Here is a 15,146-nt window from a genome sequence, read left to right as displayed (position 1 = left end):
TGGCCCTCGCCGGGCGGCACGTCCGTAGGCTCATCACAGATGGCACGTCCGAAGAAAGACATCGCCCCCGAAAATCGTCGGACGCGTTGCGTGACGATGAAGGTTTCGGACGCCGAACACGAGGTCCTTCACCGCCGCGCGGCGAAGGTCTTCGGTGTCAGCGGCGGCTACGTCGGCGAGTATAGCCGACTGATCCTTTTGAGCGATTGGAAAAACCCGCCGCCGCCTGCCCGCAGCCCCGAAGTCATTCGGGAGCTTGCCGCCGAAATTCGCCGCGTCGGAAACAACGTGAACCAGCTTGCACACCTGGCGCATTTGAACCGCAGCTTGCCCGCCGAAAAGGAATTGCAGGAGGTCATCAAAAAGCTGATCGAAACCCTCGAAGCGGTGCAGGCGCTATGATCCCCAATCTCGTCAAAGGGCGCGGCATCACAGGTGCGATCAAGTATGCCCTTGGCGAGGGTTACGACGGCGAGAAAATGCCGCCGTATGAGATGGCAATGGCCCGCGCGGCGGGCGTCGACACCAAGGGCGAAAAGGTCCAGCTTGTCGCGAACGACAACGGACGCGCGACCATCCTCGGCGGGCAAAACTTCGGTTACGAAATCGACAGCGTGGAGCGGGTGGAGTTGGCCCGCAAAGCGATGGAGTGGAACGCCCTCGATAAGAACCAAACCAGCCGGGGCCGCAAATGTGAAAACGACTGCCTGCACGCCACGCTGTCATGGGAGAAGGGGCAGACGCCGACCGGCGACGACATGCGCGAAGCGGCGCAGGGCTTTTTGAAATCAATCGGCATGGAAAACGCGATGGCGGTTTTCATCCGCCACGACGACAAAGAGCATGATCACGTCCACATCGTCGCCAGCCGCATCGACCCGGAAACGGGCCGGACCATTTCGGCGATGAACGACCACCATTATGCGCAGGCGTGGGCGCTAAGCTACGAGCGCGAAAAAGGGCTGATGCCGCAGAACGAGCATCGCCAAACGCTGCACAAGATCGTGGATTGCATCGAGAAGCGGGACGCGAACGGCGTTGCCGATCTACTGACCGACCGCAGCCCGACCTTCACCGCGCGGGAGTTGGACAAAGCTTTGCAGCTGGCGAAGATGACGCCGGAGGATCGGGCCGGTTTCCGTTCCGAGATCCTCGGCGGCGGCGAAGTCGTCGGGTTGCGTGAAGCCGAGAATGCGGAGGTGTCACGCTACACCACGCGCCGCGTCCTGCGGGAGGAATTGGCCGTTCTGCATGGCGCCGACCAGCTGGCGGAAAAGACCGGCTTCGGGATCAAGCGCAGCACCGCCGACCAGGTGGCGAAAAATCTGACGTTGATCGATGAGCAGACGGACGCCCTGCATCACCTGACCGACCGGAAGGCCATTGGCATTCTGTGGGGTGAGGCGGGCACCGGCAAATCGCACACGCTGAAAGCGGTACGCGGCAGCTACGAGCAGGAAGGGTTTTCGGTTGTCGGCTTGAGCCACACGAACAAAGTTGTTCAGGCGATGCGCGGCGACGGCTTCACCCAGGCGAACACCATCACCGCGGAACTTCACGCCCTCGACCGCGGCGCCGCCAAATGGGACCGGAAAACGGTTGTCGTCGTGGACGAGGCCGCGATGGTGTCGACCGCCGCCCTTGGCAAAATTGTCGATGCCGCTTCGAAGGCGGGCGCCAAGCTGATCCTGGCCGGTGACGATGCGCAGCTTGGCAGCATCGAACGCGGCGGGTTGTTCGAAACGCTACGCCAGAAGCACGGCTTCGCGAAGCTCGAGCAGGTGCAGCGTGTGAAGGATCCCGAGCAGCAGAAGGCATTCAACCAGATGCACGGCGGCGCCTTCAGGGCGGCGCTGGACACGTTTGCGAAGGATGGCGGGCTGCACTGGTCGGAAACCCAGGACGGCGCCCTGCAGGCCACGGCAACGGCCTACACGAAGGACTCCGCCGCCGACCCGACCAAGCGCCGCTTCATGATTGCCGCCACGAATGCCGAGGTCGACGCGTTGAACGACTACGCCCGCCAGCTGCACAAGCAGCGCGGCGACATCGGCGACGATCACCAGATCAAAACCGCCAAGGGCAACCTGGCGCTCGGCGTTGGCGACCGGATCATCTTCACCGGCAACGGTTACGGCAAGAAGGCGAAGAATGCGGGCCTGGTGAATGGCAATGTCGGCACTGTCAAAGCCGTCGAGATGGATAAGCAGAACCGCGCCCGCCTCACCGTCGCAATCGACGGGATCGAAAAGCCGATCAGCTTCACTGTGGGCGAGAATGGCAAAGTGGGAGAGTTCAACCGCATCGCCCGAGGCTATGCCGGGACCACGTACAAATCGCAGGGCGCCACTTATGCCGAAACCTATGTGACCCATTCGGCAAATTGGCGCTGGTCAGGATCATACGTCAGCTTCTCGCGCCACAAGGAGCGCGTGAAAATCTTCGCCAGCCGCCAGACCTTGCGCACGATGGACCGCACGCGAAAACTTTTCCCGCGCGGCCAGGAAGCAGGCGCGGCCGACCTGGCGAAGGCACTCGACCTGATGGCGGATGGTATGGCCCGCCGCGACATGAAACGCGCCGCGACGGCCTACTACATCGATGATCAGTCATTCGCCCGCGTGGTCGAAAGCGCTGTGAAGGCAGGCGTGGATCTGCGCAACGTCGCGAAGGTGGCGAAGGCCGCAGGCACACCACGCCGCGCCTATGAAGCCGTTTCCGTCTACCTTGAGGCGGAACGCCAGCAGCAGCAGCGCAAGACCGCCCTGCAAACTCTGTCGCGCCTGTTTGGCCGAGAGGTTTCGCCAGACGAAGGCCGCGACATCGAGCGGCAACGAGGCGGGGGGCAATCTCTCTAGCCCCGATGAAGTTGGCCCAACTTCATCGACGGCAAAAGCGGACAGGGCCAGCTCCGAAAAACATCACCGCCCCGAAAATCAAAAGACCGCATTTAAGTTAAATGCCGGCTGGACGACCGCCCGCCGCGCGATCAACGATGCCGGCGACGCCGGCGACAAGATGGTTGCCCTTTTCACGGCGACGGGCCGCAGCCTGATGCAGCACATCACCGGTTACATCGATGCGCTCGACCTGAAAGCGCGTGCCTTGGAGGCCGAAGCCGCGCGGCTGTTGCGCCTGGCCCAGGAAGCGCGGGAAGCCGCCGACACCTTGCGCCGCCGTCGCACACGCCACACCCGCCACGACATCGCCGCGCCGAAAATTGTCACCGGATCCCGCGCGTCGAAGATCGTCAAAGACTACCTTGACCTTTGCCGTAATCCGGCGCGTGATTTCATACAATGGGCCGCTGAAGACAGAAAGCGCGGCGAAGTGGAGCCGCATTCACACAGACCAAAGGGGGGCAGATGGCAGGGCATAAAGGGCGGGCGCCGCAATGGATGAATCCCGACAAGTTTGCGCGGGACTACTGCGCCAGGTGTGAATTCGGTTGGAACCGAACCGGCGCCGAGGGCGCGTTGATGGTGTGCTTGCTTGATAGGGAGCCAGTGCTTCAAGGCATGACGGATTGCGACCGCTTCGAAGCGCGGATTATGCCGAAAATTCCCACGTAATCAGTCGTGGTGAAAGCGTTCGAACGGTTGCACCGGCAGGCCGAGATAGAATTGCCGGGCGCGATACTTCGCCATTCTCTCGACCTTCTGCCCGAATTGCTCGACGGTGTTGGTTTTGATTTTCCAGATCAGCAAACCTATAGCTAGGCTGTAGTGACGCGGGTTCACCTCTGCAAAATCGAACAGCACGCATTGCGTGAAATGGTGATCCGGGTCAGCGTGATTTTTATGCGCCTGCCAATACAGATCGAGCAGAAGCGGGAAACGGTCCCGCATGTTGAAATGCTCGTAGAGCCTGCGGGCGTTTAAGAGGGTGCGAAGATCGATAACCGGCATCACTCGCCACCATGATAATACGGGTTGGGATCGACTGACGCCGGATCGATGCAATCCCAATAGCCAGGCGCCAGCCCGGCGATTGGAAATGGGCAGGGATCGATGAACGACATTGTTCGAGCGCGGCCCATGCGCCACAAATCTTCCGGCTGGATCAGCGGGAAGACTTGCGTTGAACGGCTGTCGGTGAACGACATCGACCGCACGTTAAAGCCCCGGTTTGTGGTCTGGCTCGACATCTCGACTTCACGCTTGCCGAACAGTTTCGAGAAATGTTCAGCGGTTGCCCAATCCCGGCAATCGAACGTTGTAATGGCACCGGATCCGGCAAAGAAGGCGCTGATGTTTTTCGGATAAACCGCTTCGAGTTGTTGAATGTGCTGCAAAAACATCCAAAGCTGCACCCGGTAATCGCGAGCGATATTCATCGCTTCGAGGACTTCCGGCAAATGACCGAGATTGCCAAACTCATCGAGGAACATCATCACAGGCGGCAGCGCCGCTTTGCGTGGTGCGTTCTCGAACAGTTCCGCAAAGGCCAGCTTGAAAAACATCCGCAGCCATTTCGCTTGCTTCCTTAGCTGGCCTACAGGCAGGATCACATAAACCGTCGTGATGTCCTGATGCATCGCCGGGAAATCGATGGCGCCGCCTGTCACCATGTCGGCGTGAATGTCATCGTCGTTTAGGAACGACGTGTTTTTCATCACCGTATCGATGGTGTCCTGCATCGATGTGCTATGGCTTGTCTTGTCCGTGAGGCGGTCCACGATACGCGCAGCGGCAACGCTTTCCGCATAATCGCCGTTGTCCATCATCTCACGGCAGGCCGACAGGAGGCTATCGGTTCCGCTGGCGATCAAGGCGCGGACGTTACGCAACGTCGCCCTGTCACCCTCGACCCGGCTTTCGCGCATCGTGAACGTGGTCCAGAGATTTTCATTCGACGCCTCGAAGAAATCCCCCTTCGATCCTGATTGCCGATCGGCGATTGCTTCCGCGATCGACCGCGCCTTGCTTTCGAACCCGCGCACGTGCGGGCGCAGCTGGCGCATTGGGTTCCAGCCGTCGCTTTGCAGCTCGGGCCGTACGTCGACCAATTCGCCAAAAGGGTTGATCACGATGCACCGGCCAAAGGCCGACCGCGCCCGATGCGTAATCGCCGCCAGTTGCCCCTTTGGATCGATCACGATCATCGAGCGCCGCAACAGCATGAGATTGGGCACGACCAGGCCCATGCTTTTATTCGCCCCTGGCGTCCCGAACGACAGCAGATGCTTTGGACCGGGATAGGCCAAGGGAGTCCCGGCATCCGGTGTGCCGTTGTCGCAAACGAAAAAGCCGAGATACGGACGCGATGGCGCCGCACTCGGCCCAGGCTGCTTCAGGTGCATTGGCAGCGTTCCAGACTTACAGGTTTGGATTGCCGGTGACACCGAAGGCCCGCAGATGCGCCGCCTCGGCGTTTTTGGTGTGGGCTACCGATGTCGTCTTGTCGGCCCTGTGCCCTGCCACAAACCAGCCTGTGGCCGCGCTGACCGCCATCACGGCAGCAAGCGCGGCGACGACTTCGTACATCGTCACTTCGCGGCCTGTTTGGCCGTGGCTTCTTTTGCCGCCTTATCGAAAGTAGCGGCATCAACGCCCGCACTGTTGATCGCCCAATCTCGGAAGAGGTTAGCTTCCGTCGGGTTCATAGAGCAGGTCTTCTTGTGTTCCGCCATGTACGCACCGACCTTTTCCATCGATGCTGAAGCATTAGCTCGAACATTCGGCATTGAACTATAGAATGCTTTCGATTGGTTGACACATGCGGCGGACTTTGCATTTAGATCAGCCTCGATGAAATCGGCATCCGCCTTGGAGAAGCCGCAGCCAGTCCCCTTGTGAGCTTCGAGCTTTGCTTTTACGTCGTCCCAAAGCATGTTTGGCGTGAAAGTCGCCGCGAGCTTGTGGAACGACGCCGAGCAGGCATCAGCGTGCGCGGCATAACCGGGCGAACAGTCGCGGGCTAACTGTTCATCCATAGGGTTCGTTTCGGTCATTCGCTGAATGAACTTGTCCGAACTCATGCTGCTGTTACTCATCGACTTGAGAACATCGGGCGGTATCAGCATCCCTTTGGCAAACGCGTCGAGGCGTTCCTTGCAGGACCGCGCCTTACTTTCGACGGTGGCAACACCGGCCTGCGCGTCCTTAATTTTGGCATCCGAGAACGCCGCATTGGTGTTCGGGACTGTGGCGACGCCACTCATGAATTCATGCCAGGCGCCGAGCGCCAAGCCGCCGCAGACGACAGCTATGGTGACACGGTTTCCGACGAGGTTCGAGAATTGCTGAAGCATAGGCATAGCTCCTGTGTTTGCGCGGCGGGTTTTCCGCAGCGCATTGGGGACGGGTTAGGTTTTTCTGGGTGGTGAAGGTGACGCTGTTCGATAATCGGTGACGATTAGACGATCAGCGAAGCCGCGCTTCTTCTCGGTTTCGACACGGACCGAAACCTTTTTGCCGACGAAATCCGCCGCGTTGATATGGCCGGACTCGTAGCGATCAACCGCGTCGATAGCCTCGCAGGCACGACGCAGCTTCAACGCGCCCTTGCCGACCGCCGTAAGCCAGTCGCGCATCGAGCGCCCGCCGCCTTCCGCGCCGTCGAAGGCGACGGAAAGGCTTAGTTCAATCATGTCGTTGTTGTTCGAACTGACCCGTTCAATCGCCGCCAGGATGTCGGCGACGTACCAGCCAGCCTTTGGGTTTGCTGCAAGTTTCCGTAGTTCTGCGTCGGTGCGCGGGGTGATGTGCATGATCGAGGTTCCCAGGCTCGCCCTTGGTGGGCGGCGGGATCGATCATGGATTATTTCTGACGAAGCGTCAGAAATATACTGCGCGTCATAATGACGCAGCGTCAGAAATTAATTCGGCGTGAGACCGGCACTTTTTCGAGCCTGGTATCGCCGTTGCCTTGCTGTCGCTAGCGCACGTTTCCGTAGGTTCGGATCGTCAATGGCTTTCGGAGGCCGGGCAACAAATTCAGTTTCAGCCGCGTCGGCAATTGCGCTACGCGGGCGACCCCTGCCCCGCTTTTCCGGTTCACCGGATGCAACAGGCGCAACGGGTTTGGTCATCTCCTTGGCTTCTTTGAACGCATGCACCAGGCGATCAGAAATCGCGCTGTTGCGCATTAGCTCAACTAGTTCCCCGTCACTTGCGCGGCTCAACAAGCCCGCGATTGCTGAAACTCTTTCATTCATATACCCGTTGCCTGCCGGTTGATCCGGCTTATCGTTAAGTTGATAAGTAATTTCCCCGTAGGTTTCTTTCGTATATTCGTGCCATGCACCAAATATTGCAGTGGCCGCGTTGACCGGATGTATCGGTCTATTCTTCATAAAATCCAATAAGTATTCAATTACCGGAGGCTGCAACGCTACGTCAATGCCATAATTATCAAAAACAGAGTCAATTACTTTCACAATAGTTACGTAATTCGCTACGCGAACACTGCCCAACTTACGCTGCTTCCGAGCGTAAATCTCATCGATGGTGCTGACCGGGTTTGTGCTTTTCGCCGCTGCCTTTTTCATTGGACGTGCCTTAGTTCTTGCGTTCCCACACCCGATCAAAACGGCGTGGACTCGTGCGGGTGTAATGGGCCGTGTGTCGCGGGTCCTTGTGGCCTAGAAAATCCTGCATCACCCGAAAATCTGTTCCGCGATCTTCGAGCGCGTAGCCGCAGGCATGGCGCAGCATATGCGGATGGACGTGCCCCAGCTTGGCGCGTGTCCCAGCTGTGGCGATCAGATAATTGACCGCCTGCCTGGTCATCTTCGTTCCCCGCTCCGATACGAACAACCAGGGCGCCGCGTCCTCACGGCTGGCGAGATACCGCTTCACCGCGCGGACGGTTTCGCCCTGCATCGGGTGCGGAACCGAAAAGCCATTCTTCAACCGCTTGAAGTGCAGCCGGTGCGCGTCGAGGTCGGCGCTACTGCGGCGCAAACCCGTCGCCTCACTGACGCGTAAGCCGTGATCGAAGATCATGCGGAACAGCGCGACATCGCGCAGATTGTGCCGGTTGCCCCCTGCCCCTTTCAGCAGCCGCGCAAATTCCGGTTCGGTCAAAAAGTCCTTTGGCCGTTCCGGGTCAAGAACGTCGACAGTCTCACTTTTTACATTTCGCCGGTTGGCCATGATTTTTTCAGAGGCGGTAAGCGCCTGATTTCCTAGAGGGGCGGGACACCCAACTTTTAACAAAAAGCCCCAATTGTTAAAAGTGAAAAATACCAGCTGGCCTTACCCGGCCACGGCGTGATTCAATGGGCCTTGCCGTTCTTCCAGAGCAGGACTGTCCCTTGATCACCAGGCGCCGCCTGTTGGCGGGCCTCGCCGCTGTTGCCGGGGCCGCCCTCACCCACAAACCCATGCTTGCGGCGGCAGCGCCGGATCCGCTCGACCAGCTGCGCCAGGAATACGAATGGGCCGCGCGGGGCCTGCTCGACGCGATAGAGACACGCGACCTAACCCCGTGGAAGGCAGGCACGAGCGAGGAAAAGCCCAATCGCTGGCGGTTGGCGCGGGCTGTCGTCATGTCGCGCGAGTTGGAAACACAAAACCCCTACGGCGACATTCTGCGTGAGCAGTTTCAATATATCTGGGAACAGTTGAGCAGGCGTTGATCAACGCCGACGGCGTATAAAGCCTCGCGTCGATGTCGCTTTTGCATGATTTTCTAGCGTTTGATTGCAGCAATAAGGCTTGCTAGACTCAACGCATGGGAAAACGACGACCGCCAATGCCGCTTAAAGAAAAATTCGCGGCCATTTTATACTTCATCGCAATGGCTATTTTCGGCGCGTATTTGGTTTATAAATGGTCGCACCGATAAATTACTTACTGGTGGCGCTCATCCTTTGCTTACCCGCGACGGCGTGGGCGGGACCAATCGCTTTGCAGGCCGTCGAGCAAGCATCGTCGGACAAACTGACCGACGATTTTTGTTTTGACGAGTTTTTGCACTGTGCCGACGTGCCGAAGGCCGTCATTACGAACGTCGACGGCGGGAAGAAAATTTCCGCGCCGCCCGGCTATTGGTTCACCCTATCGAGAGATGGGCACCCGGTTACGGCGAAGGGCGTTGCAGACATGCCTTTTTATTGTCTCGGCGGGGAAATGTTCACGGTGAAAGACATGAATGACGGCGCGACCGTCATCACGTTCAAAGCCATGAAGAAGTGGTTCGGATTAGGCAGCGCGATGAAGTGCAAATTATACGCAGGGTATCCCAATTTTACGCCATAGACTTTCGGGGCTGACGTGGACGAACTCAAAGGATTTTTTACAGGTTTCGCGGGTGTCGCTTTAGACGTGGTGGTGCTTTGTCTTTGCGTGTGCGCATTGCATTGGCACCGCCGCAAAGAGCAAGCCAAAATGGACGCCCTGCCCCCCGATCAACGAGAACGCGCCGAGCTTGAGACACGACAAACGGGCGACTGGTGACATGTCGCAAAAAATTCGGCCGCCGAAAACCGATCACGAGCTAAAAGAGCAAGTGAAACAGCTTGCGCTTGTCGCACAGGCGACCATCCCGCCGCTGATGGTGGCGAAACATTTCATCTATGCGGGCACCAGCATCTTGATGGGCGCCTATGACATCGAGGCCGCGCGATCCTTTTTGCAGAAGATCATTCAAACGCTCGATGATCCCTATGGGCTGTCCGATTGATGGCGGCGACGGCAGCGCCTTACCTCAACCGCTGGCGCACGCGGCAACGGCGGTGAACCTCATCGCTCAGCCCGTCCCGGTCTTCGCTTGCCGCGCTTCGCGCGGCGGGCGCTGACGCGCCCTCGTCGTGTGGTTGAATGATTTCCGCCGTGACCAGGTGCGGCGCCTGGTGGTGTTGGTTCTCTTCCGGCTTCTGATGGTTCGGCCTGTGGCGGTGCGGCTGGGCGTGCCCCCCTAAAGGGGGTCGCGGCCTCGTGAACCAAGCCCCGCAGGCGGGTCTTGGCCCTGGCGGGCTTCGGTCGCTCACGCATTGGCGCGACCTGGCGGTTGCGCCAAACGGAGCGCTACCGCGCACTTGTCTTGTCCCTCACGCATCCAGCCTGCCACACGGCGCGGCTAATGCGGTCAAGCCGCCTTTTGCGGCTTGCTCCACTTCGTTCCGGCCCTCCGGGCACCGCGCCGCTTTGTGCGGCATTCTGGAGGCGTCGGGACGGAAGGGCGTCCATTCAGATTTCGACGTGCCTGCGGCGCGTCGAACAAAAGGGCTGGCGCAGGAAGAATAGAGATTGCGCGGCTGGCTAAGTGCAACCGCTAGTGACAGAATTTGTCGCGTATGGTAAATATAGTCATCATAATTACTTTGAGGTGGCTAATGTTTAGAAAGATCATCGCGTGCCTATGCTTTGCCATCGCCGTGATGATCAGCGCCCCGTCTTATGCGGCCATTCTTACGTGGAATGCGATGACAGCGGCGTACACTGTCGTACAGACCGGTCCAGATAATCCCTCTGTTAGTAGTTTGGGCGGGGCAGTTGGTACTTTTCAGTATGATACGATCACAAACACGATCCCAACTTACAACTTCACGATTTACCAGCCGACTTATGCAAATGTTGGTGGTCGTTGTCCGAATGGTTGCTACACCTTTACTGGATATAATATTCTGACCTTGTCAGGAGACAGTGGTACTGCTTTTATTTATCACCCCACATCGTATAGAGATATTGCGCTAGGTACACCGGAATATGTCACCTTTTCCGGCGACAATAATCTTCGTATTGTTTTGTATCCGGATAGCTCTGATGTCGACTGGATTGCTGTTGCGACTCATGAAAACTTAGTACAACCGCTTTTTACAAACAGAGGTATTTTTAGCAGCCAGGTTGGCGACGGCCAAGCTGACCTGTCACCTGTTCCCCTGCCCGCATCGGCGTATTTGTTTTTGACCGCGCTAGGTGGCCTCATGTTGTTCGGTTGGCGATCATCGAAAGCGTAGAAGGATCAGGCCGCGTTGTAGAGCGCAGCTAATTCATCATGCGTCTTTGCGTGTTCGTCGTAAGCATCGCCGACAGTGGCAAAAGCTTTGCGGGCGGTTTGCCGTACAACCGTCGACGGACTGCCGAGATCTTCCGCCACGAGTTCATAAACTGAATTGACGAACGGAAGGGCTGGCTCGATCACGCGCAGCGGGAAAGCTTTCTGCATTCGCTCGATGAACGGACGCGCCGCCGCAATCGCAAGCGGATTTGTCGGCCACGCACACGGCCATGCAACTGCGTTCGGAATATCGTTCATGGTCTTCGTCGCCATGTCGATGTCATCCATAGAGGGGCGAAACGGCACAAGCGTCAGGTTGGCCAGCTTGCCAATCTCGATATCCCAGGCCGGACGGTTGCCGCCGCCGTCGATCACCAGCCAGCCGTTTAGGTTTTGCTGGCTCGATGTGAAAATCAGTTCGAGTTGTTCCGGCAGACGGCCATCCAGAACGGCATAGGGGCGCCCCGCCGACCGCACTTCGCGTTCGGGATCCGTGAGGACATACGCAGCCGGTGCGGCCATCAGATGGGCGCCGAGGCAGATCGTGTGAGCCGTGACGGTTTTAGCAGAACCGCCTTTCCGTCCGAGGACCGCGACCGTTTTCATTTCGCAGGCCCCTTTTCGAGTTGTTCAAGCATCAGCTGTTGAGCCGAAACCACCCTGCCCGTTGCCTTGGTGCGATCCGCCGCCGCGTTCACGTAGCGCGACATCAACGAACGCGATGGCCGCAGCGTTATGCCGATGGTGTCCAAGTCGGCTTTCACCGCCTTCGCTTTTCCACGCGTGGACGCCGCAACGGGTTCACGGACCGCAGCCGGTTCAGGATCCGCGACAGGTTCGGGCGCAACGGACGAATTGGCCGGTTCCTGTGGCCGCTTCGGCAACGGCAGCGGTGTTGCCGCCGCACTGGTTAGACGCGCGGCCAGGCTTTCAGACATAGCGTTCGGTTTCATGGTGGCGTGACTTTCTAGAGTTGGAATGTTGCGGAGGCATGAAGGCACAGCACGACAGACGCATGACCCCAAAAGCGCAGAGAATCACGGCATTATACCGTCCTAATACGAAAAAGTTAAAGGATCACAAACGCACAAATGTGCGGGTGCATAGGGCCAGGGCATCACAAGCGCATGCATGGATGGACGCGTAACATCACGCGATCACACGCTCATGCGCCTGCGTATGTATGCAGTCGTGATATCACGCCATCACGCAGCTATGACGGCGGCTTGCCCTTCGTGACCCGCTTCACCCAGCCGAGAAAGGCGCCGTGGGGTTTGTCGGCAGGCGGCTTGCCCTTCTGCCATTCGCGGAAATCACTCACCAGGCGCTGACGATCCCAGCCAGGGGCCACGGTGCGCAGCTGTTCAAGAACCGAGTCCGTCGGCTCATAGGGGGCGCTAGACGCCAGGGCAGGGGCACCGTTTGTGTAGGTTCTTGCTCGTTTGGCTTTGCCCTGAAGAACGTTGTCACGATCATCGCGGGCACTCGACTTCATCAGCGTAAATTTGATTTGGGAGAAAGACTTTCCCTTTCGAATGCCTTCATAGCTGACAACAAAGCCCGCCGCTTCCGCGTGTTCGTTGATTTCCGCAACAGCCGGGGCAATGACGCGCTTCTTCAATTCACGCCAATCAGGATAGGCGTTGTCCGGCACTTTCAGCCAGTTTTGCAAATCGTCTAGGGAAACGATGAGCGTACTTTCACGCCGGTTTACATAGGCTTCTAAGATCTCGTACAGCGTTACGGCGTATTTGCTGCGCAGAGATAAAATCACATGACAGCGCAAACGCGCGAAGGCACGAGGTGCAAGGATTTGCTGTGAAAGACCTTTGCCGAACGCGTAGTGAATGCGGCCCGTATCGCGGTAACGTTTGCTAAGCAACGCCTCACTGACAAGCGAGCTTATACCTCGATAATCTTCATCTTCCCACTCGACAGATGTTTTCACGAGTCGACGGATACTGTCCCAAAGCGCTGCGGCTTCGGTTTCTTCTTCGGTCTTGCCGAGTTTAAGCTTCCCGCGTGTTCCTAAATCACTGCGACCGAATTGCCGGAACAGCCGCAAAATCTCTGAAACAGAAATATCGTGATAGGGCTTGTCCGAGTCCAGTTCATCCCAGGCGTGATGAACCAGCAGCAGCCATAGCTTGCGATCAAGTGCAGTGAATGGACCCTCGACGCGAACCATGATCACAGGAAGCGGCACAGGCACCGTCGCGGGATGCGTCGGCGACGGCTGCCAGATGTCGCCGGTTGGCTTTGGTGGGTTCCTTAGATCAAGAGGCAATTGCGAATCGGGCATCCCCCGACTCTGCCGAAGTTACGGGGGGCATGCAATGGTCATGTCGCCCCCCTTTTGCGAGGGAGGAAGCCCGCTGGATTTGCCCCCCGCAAGGGCAACCTGGGCGGCTGAATTTGTCCCCCGGAAAGGGCTGTGGGCGAGTGGCTGGATTTGCCCCCCGCACCGCCGATTATGCCCCCCGCACCGCTGGATTTGCCCCCCGGACCGCTGATTATGCCCCCCGCAAACTCCGCAAGTTTCTAGAATAACTGCGCTTTTTTGGCTGGAACAGAGGAACAGTTAGAACAGTAGAACAATGGCGGCCTGTGGATAACGGGGCTAACCCGCCCGGCCACGAGATCCCACACAGAAGAGGAATCGGAGCGACCTAACGGTCGCCGGTCTAATTCATTTAGGGGCGCTATCGCGCCCAAGGGGCATTCGGGAAAGGGAAGGGGGCGAGGTTGCCGCTTAAACGGCACCGTCGCGGCCCCAGGAGAGGGCAGGGAAGGGGTTTAGGACAAGGGGCAGGGGTCCGACCGATTTTTTCGAATGCCCTTCCTGGGACTTCCTATGCGATCCCCGGCGCGGCCCCGAAACCCTCACTTCGCACTATCACCGACCGACAGCCCTTTTGTTCGACCGCCGCGCGGGCGACAACAGACGCCCTTTCATCCCGACAGCCTCGGACGGCCACACAAAGCGGCGCGGTGCCGAAGGCCGGAACGAAGTGGAGCAAGCCGCCTTGCGGCTTGACCGCATTAGCCGCGCCGTGTGGCAGGCTGGCAGGGTAGGGATGGCCTTAGCCTGGTGCGAACCCTTCATCCCCCGGACGGCTCAACGCGTCGATGATGATTTTCAGGGCCGGGGCCGTTCGACGTTGCTCGATCAGCGGCCTTTCCGGCAGCAGCGCCAGCACCTTCGAAACGAGCCGATCCGGCGCCAGATCCTCGCTTGTCAGGATGTGGGTGTGTTCCCCGAACCAATAGCAATCATGCGTCATGAGAGGCGCCGCCAGCATGACCGCCGTAGGCACGTCGGCAGCTGGAACGCCGGTTGCCTCAATGATGGCGTCCAAGGCTCTTTTCGCCTGAAACAGCGGATCGATTTTTTTGCCGAAGAACCCCTTCGTTCCCTTGATGCGCTGGCGAAACTGCCCCTTGTCAAAACGGACCTGACCGCCCTTCACTTCGAGATTGAACAGGCCCCGCGCGTAGTCGATCAGCAGGAAGTCGGGGGGCTTGTTACTGCCCTTTGGCTTGCGGTTGTAAAACACATGCAGGAAGCCAGGGAAGGGGGCCGCTTTAAGCGCATTCCAGACAGCCAATTCGCCCGACAGCTTTCGATCTGTGGTCAGAATTTCCGGCTGGTTTGGCGGGTGAAAATACAAGGTTCCCCTTAAGCGGTTTCGCCGCCGTTGTCTTTTTTCTTGCCCTTCGATTTTGGCAATGGATCCAGGCCGAACAACACGCGGTCTTTGTCTTTTTTCAGCTTGGATGCGAGCAATTCGAGAACGATATTTTTGGCCGGTGAAGCGGTTTGGCTGTTGAGCATCTCGACAATCACGGCGCCCGCAATCTCGAATTTTTCGCGCTTCTTTTCCTTCATCCGTTCATCGATTTCAGCCCGCAGTTTTTCCAGATCCGACATCGAGGCATCGGCTTTGATTTTTGGCAGGGCGGTCGATTTCTTGGCGGCTTTGCTCATGGCTTTGATCCTTTTTGGACCCGTCATTTTTTCCGGTTTTTATCGCAGTTGTCCAGGTGACGAGCCGGGGCACAGCATATCGATTTTATATTGATTTTCCATTAAGTGGGAGGCTTGCCTTGGCCTTGTGCCCTCTCCTGGCGCTGCATATCTTGGGTTAAGGTTTTGCTAACGGTAGCAAGCTATATTATGGTAATACCATAACCTCGCT

The 15,146-nt window shown here is 58.2% G+C and carries 20 protein-coding genes; 8 read left to right on the top strand and 12 right to left on the bottom strand.

The features are described from left to right. The 3 genes from OXS27_RS29500 to OXS27_RS29490 form a co-directional block, all read left to right on the top strand. The coding region (locus OXS27_RS29500) for a MobC family plasmid mobilization relaxosome protein (RefSeq protein WP_267361041.1) at positions 1–402 on the top strand (402 nt) is incomplete at its 5' end. Further along, positions 399–2,858 (top strand): AAA family ATPase, encoded by a 2,460-nt coding sequence (locus OXS27_RS29495; RefSeq protein ID WP_267361039.1) that lies wholly within the window; start codon positions 399–401, stop codon positions 2,856–2,858. The genes OXS27_RS29500 and OXS27_RS29495, both read left to right, overlap by 4 nt. Further along, positions 2,788–3,402: a hypothetical protein gene (locus OXS27_RS29490; protein ID WP_267361037.1), complete on the top strand. Its 615-nt coding sequence runs from the start codon at positions 2,788–2,790 to the stop codon at positions 3,400–3,402. The genes OXS27_RS29495 and OXS27_RS29490 overlap by 71 nt, the downstream gene beginning before the upstream one ends. A 170-nt stretch (positions 3,403–3,572) precedes the next feature. Here OXS27_RS29490 and OXS27_RS29485 read toward each other — a convergent pair whose 3' ends face one another. The 7 genes from OXS27_RS29485 to OXS27_RS29455 all read right to left on the bottom strand — a co-directional run bounded on the left by OXS27_RS29485 (position 3,573) and on the right by OXS27_RS29455 (position 8,099). Next, the gene (locus OXS27_RS29485; RefSeq protein WP_267361036.1) at positions 3,573–3,908 is read right to left on the bottom strand and encodes a hypothetical protein; all 336 of its coding nucleotides are present in this window, start codon (positions 3,906–3,908) and stop codon (positions 3,573–3,575) included. Continuing rightward, positions 3,908–5,302 (bottom strand): type IV secretory system conjugative DNA transfer family protein, encoded by a 1,395-nt coding sequence (locus tag OXS27_RS29480; RefSeq protein ID WP_267361034.1) that lies wholly within the window; start codon positions 5,300–5,302, stop codon positions 3,908–3,910. Before OXS27_RS29480 ends, OXS27_RS29485 begins: the two co-directional genes overlap by 1 nt. A 16-nt stretch (positions 5,303–5,318) precedes the next feature. Then, positions 5,319–5,486 carry a hypothetical protein gene (locus OXS27_RS29475; protein ID WP_267361033.1) on the bottom strand — a complete coding sequence of 56 codons (168 nt, stop codon included), beginning with the start codon at positions 5,484–5,486 and terminating at the stop codon, positions 5,319–5,321. A gap of 2 nt (positions 5,487–5,488) precedes the next feature. Further along, a complete protein-coding gene (locus tag OXS27_RS29470) occupies positions 5,489–6,253 on the bottom strand; it encodes a hypothetical protein (protein WP_267361031.1) in 765 nt (254 codons plus the stop codon). A gap of 54 nt (positions 6,254–6,307) precedes the next feature. Next, positions 6,308–6,712: a hypothetical protein gene (locus OXS27_RS29465; RefSeq protein ID WP_267361030.1), complete on the bottom strand. Its 405-nt coding sequence runs from the start codon at positions 6,710–6,712 to the stop codon at positions 6,308–6,310. 108 nt (positions 6,713–6,820) lie between these two features. Beyond that, positions 6,821–7,492, bottom strand: a complete 672-nt coding sequence (locus tag OXS27_RS29460; protein ID WP_267361028.1) for a hypothetical protein — start codon at positions 7,490–7,492, stop codon at positions 6,821–6,823. Between the two features lie 10 nt (positions 7,493–7,502). Next, positions 7,503–8,099: a tyrosine-type recombinase/integrase gene (locus OXS27_RS29455; RefSeq protein WP_267361026.1), complete on the bottom strand. Its 597-nt coding sequence runs from the start codon at positions 8,097–8,099 to the stop codon at positions 7,503–7,505. Positions 8,100–8,260: 161 nt separating this feature from the next. Between OXS27_RS29455 and OXS27_RS29450 the strand changes: the two genes are divergently transcribed. From OXS27_RS29450 to OXS27_RS29430, 5 genes are all read left to right on the top strand, one after another. Further along, positions 8,261–8,584, top strand: coding sequence for a hypothetical protein (locus tag OXS27_RS29450; RefSeq protein WP_267361024.1), 324 nt, complete (start codon positions 8,261–8,263; stop codon positions 8,582–8,584). 220 nt (positions 8,585–8,804) lie between these two features. Beyond that, positions 8,805–9,206 (top strand): hypothetical protein, encoded by a 402-nt coding sequence (locus tag OXS27_RS29445; protein ID WP_267361022.1) that lies wholly within the window; start codon positions 8,805–8,807, stop codon positions 9,204–9,206. A 15-nt stretch (positions 9,207–9,221) separates the two neighbouring features. Next, entirely contained in the window at positions 9,222–9,404 is a 183-nt protein-coding gene (locus OXS27_RS29440; protein ID WP_267361020.1) for a hypothetical protein, read from the top strand. Between the two features lies 1 nt (position 9,405). Beyond that, positions 9,406–9,630: a hypothetical protein gene (locus OXS27_RS29435; RefSeq protein WP_267361018.1), complete on the top strand. Its 225-nt coding sequence runs from the start codon at positions 9,406–9,408 to the stop codon at positions 9,628–9,630. Between the two features lie 652 nt (positions 9,631–10,282). Then, the gene (locus tag OXS27_RS29430) at positions 10,283–10,906 is read left to right on the top strand and encodes a VPLPA-CTERM sorting domain-containing protein (protein ID WP_267361016.1); all 624 of its coding nucleotides are present in this window, start codon (positions 10,283–10,285) and stop codon (positions 10,904–10,906) included. 5 nt (positions 10,907–10,911) lie between these two features. Here the strand turns inward: OXS27_RS29430 and OXS27_RS29425 are convergent, their stop codons facing one another. The 5 genes from OXS27_RS29425 to OXS27_RS29405 all read right to left on the bottom strand — a co-directional run bounded on the left by OXS27_RS29425 (position 10,912) and on the right by OXS27_RS29405 (position 14,935). Then, on the bottom strand, positions 10,912–11,553 hold the full coding sequence (locus OXS27_RS29425; protein WP_267361014.1) for a hypothetical protein: 642 nt from the start codon (positions 11,551–11,553) through the stop codon (positions 10,912–10,914). Further along, positions 11,550–11,900, bottom strand: a complete 351-nt coding sequence (locus tag OXS27_RS29420; protein ID WP_267361012.1) for a hypothetical protein — start codon at positions 11,898–11,900, stop codon at positions 11,550–11,552. Before OXS27_RS29420 ends, OXS27_RS29425 begins: the two co-directional genes overlap by 4 nt. Before the next feature lie 260 nt (positions 11,901–12,160). Beyond that, positions 12,161–13,249: a replication initiation protein gene (locus tag OXS27_RS29415; protein ID WP_267361010.1), complete on the bottom strand. Its 1,089-nt coding sequence runs from the start codon at positions 13,247–13,249 to the stop codon at positions 12,161–12,163. A gap of 781 nt (positions 13,250–14,030) precedes the next feature. Further along, entirely contained in the window at positions 14,031–14,618 is a 588-nt protein-coding gene (locus OXS27_RS29410; protein WP_267361008.1) for an NERD domain-containing protein, read from the bottom strand. 8 nt (positions 14,619–14,626) lie between these two features. Next, positions 14,627–14,935, bottom strand: coding sequence for a hypothetical protein (locus OXS27_RS29405; protein WP_267361006.1), 309 nt, complete (start codon positions 14,933–14,935; stop codon positions 14,627–14,629). Positions 14,936–15,146 lie beyond the last annotated feature (211 nt).

Origin of the sequence: Methylobacterium sp. GC_Met_3, assembly GCF_026540775.1 — a bacterium.
GTDB lineage: Bacteria > Pseudomonadota > Alphaproteobacteria > Rhizobiales > Beijerinckiaceae > Methylobacterium.
This window is presented reverse-complemented; position numbering and strand designations above follow the sequence as displayed.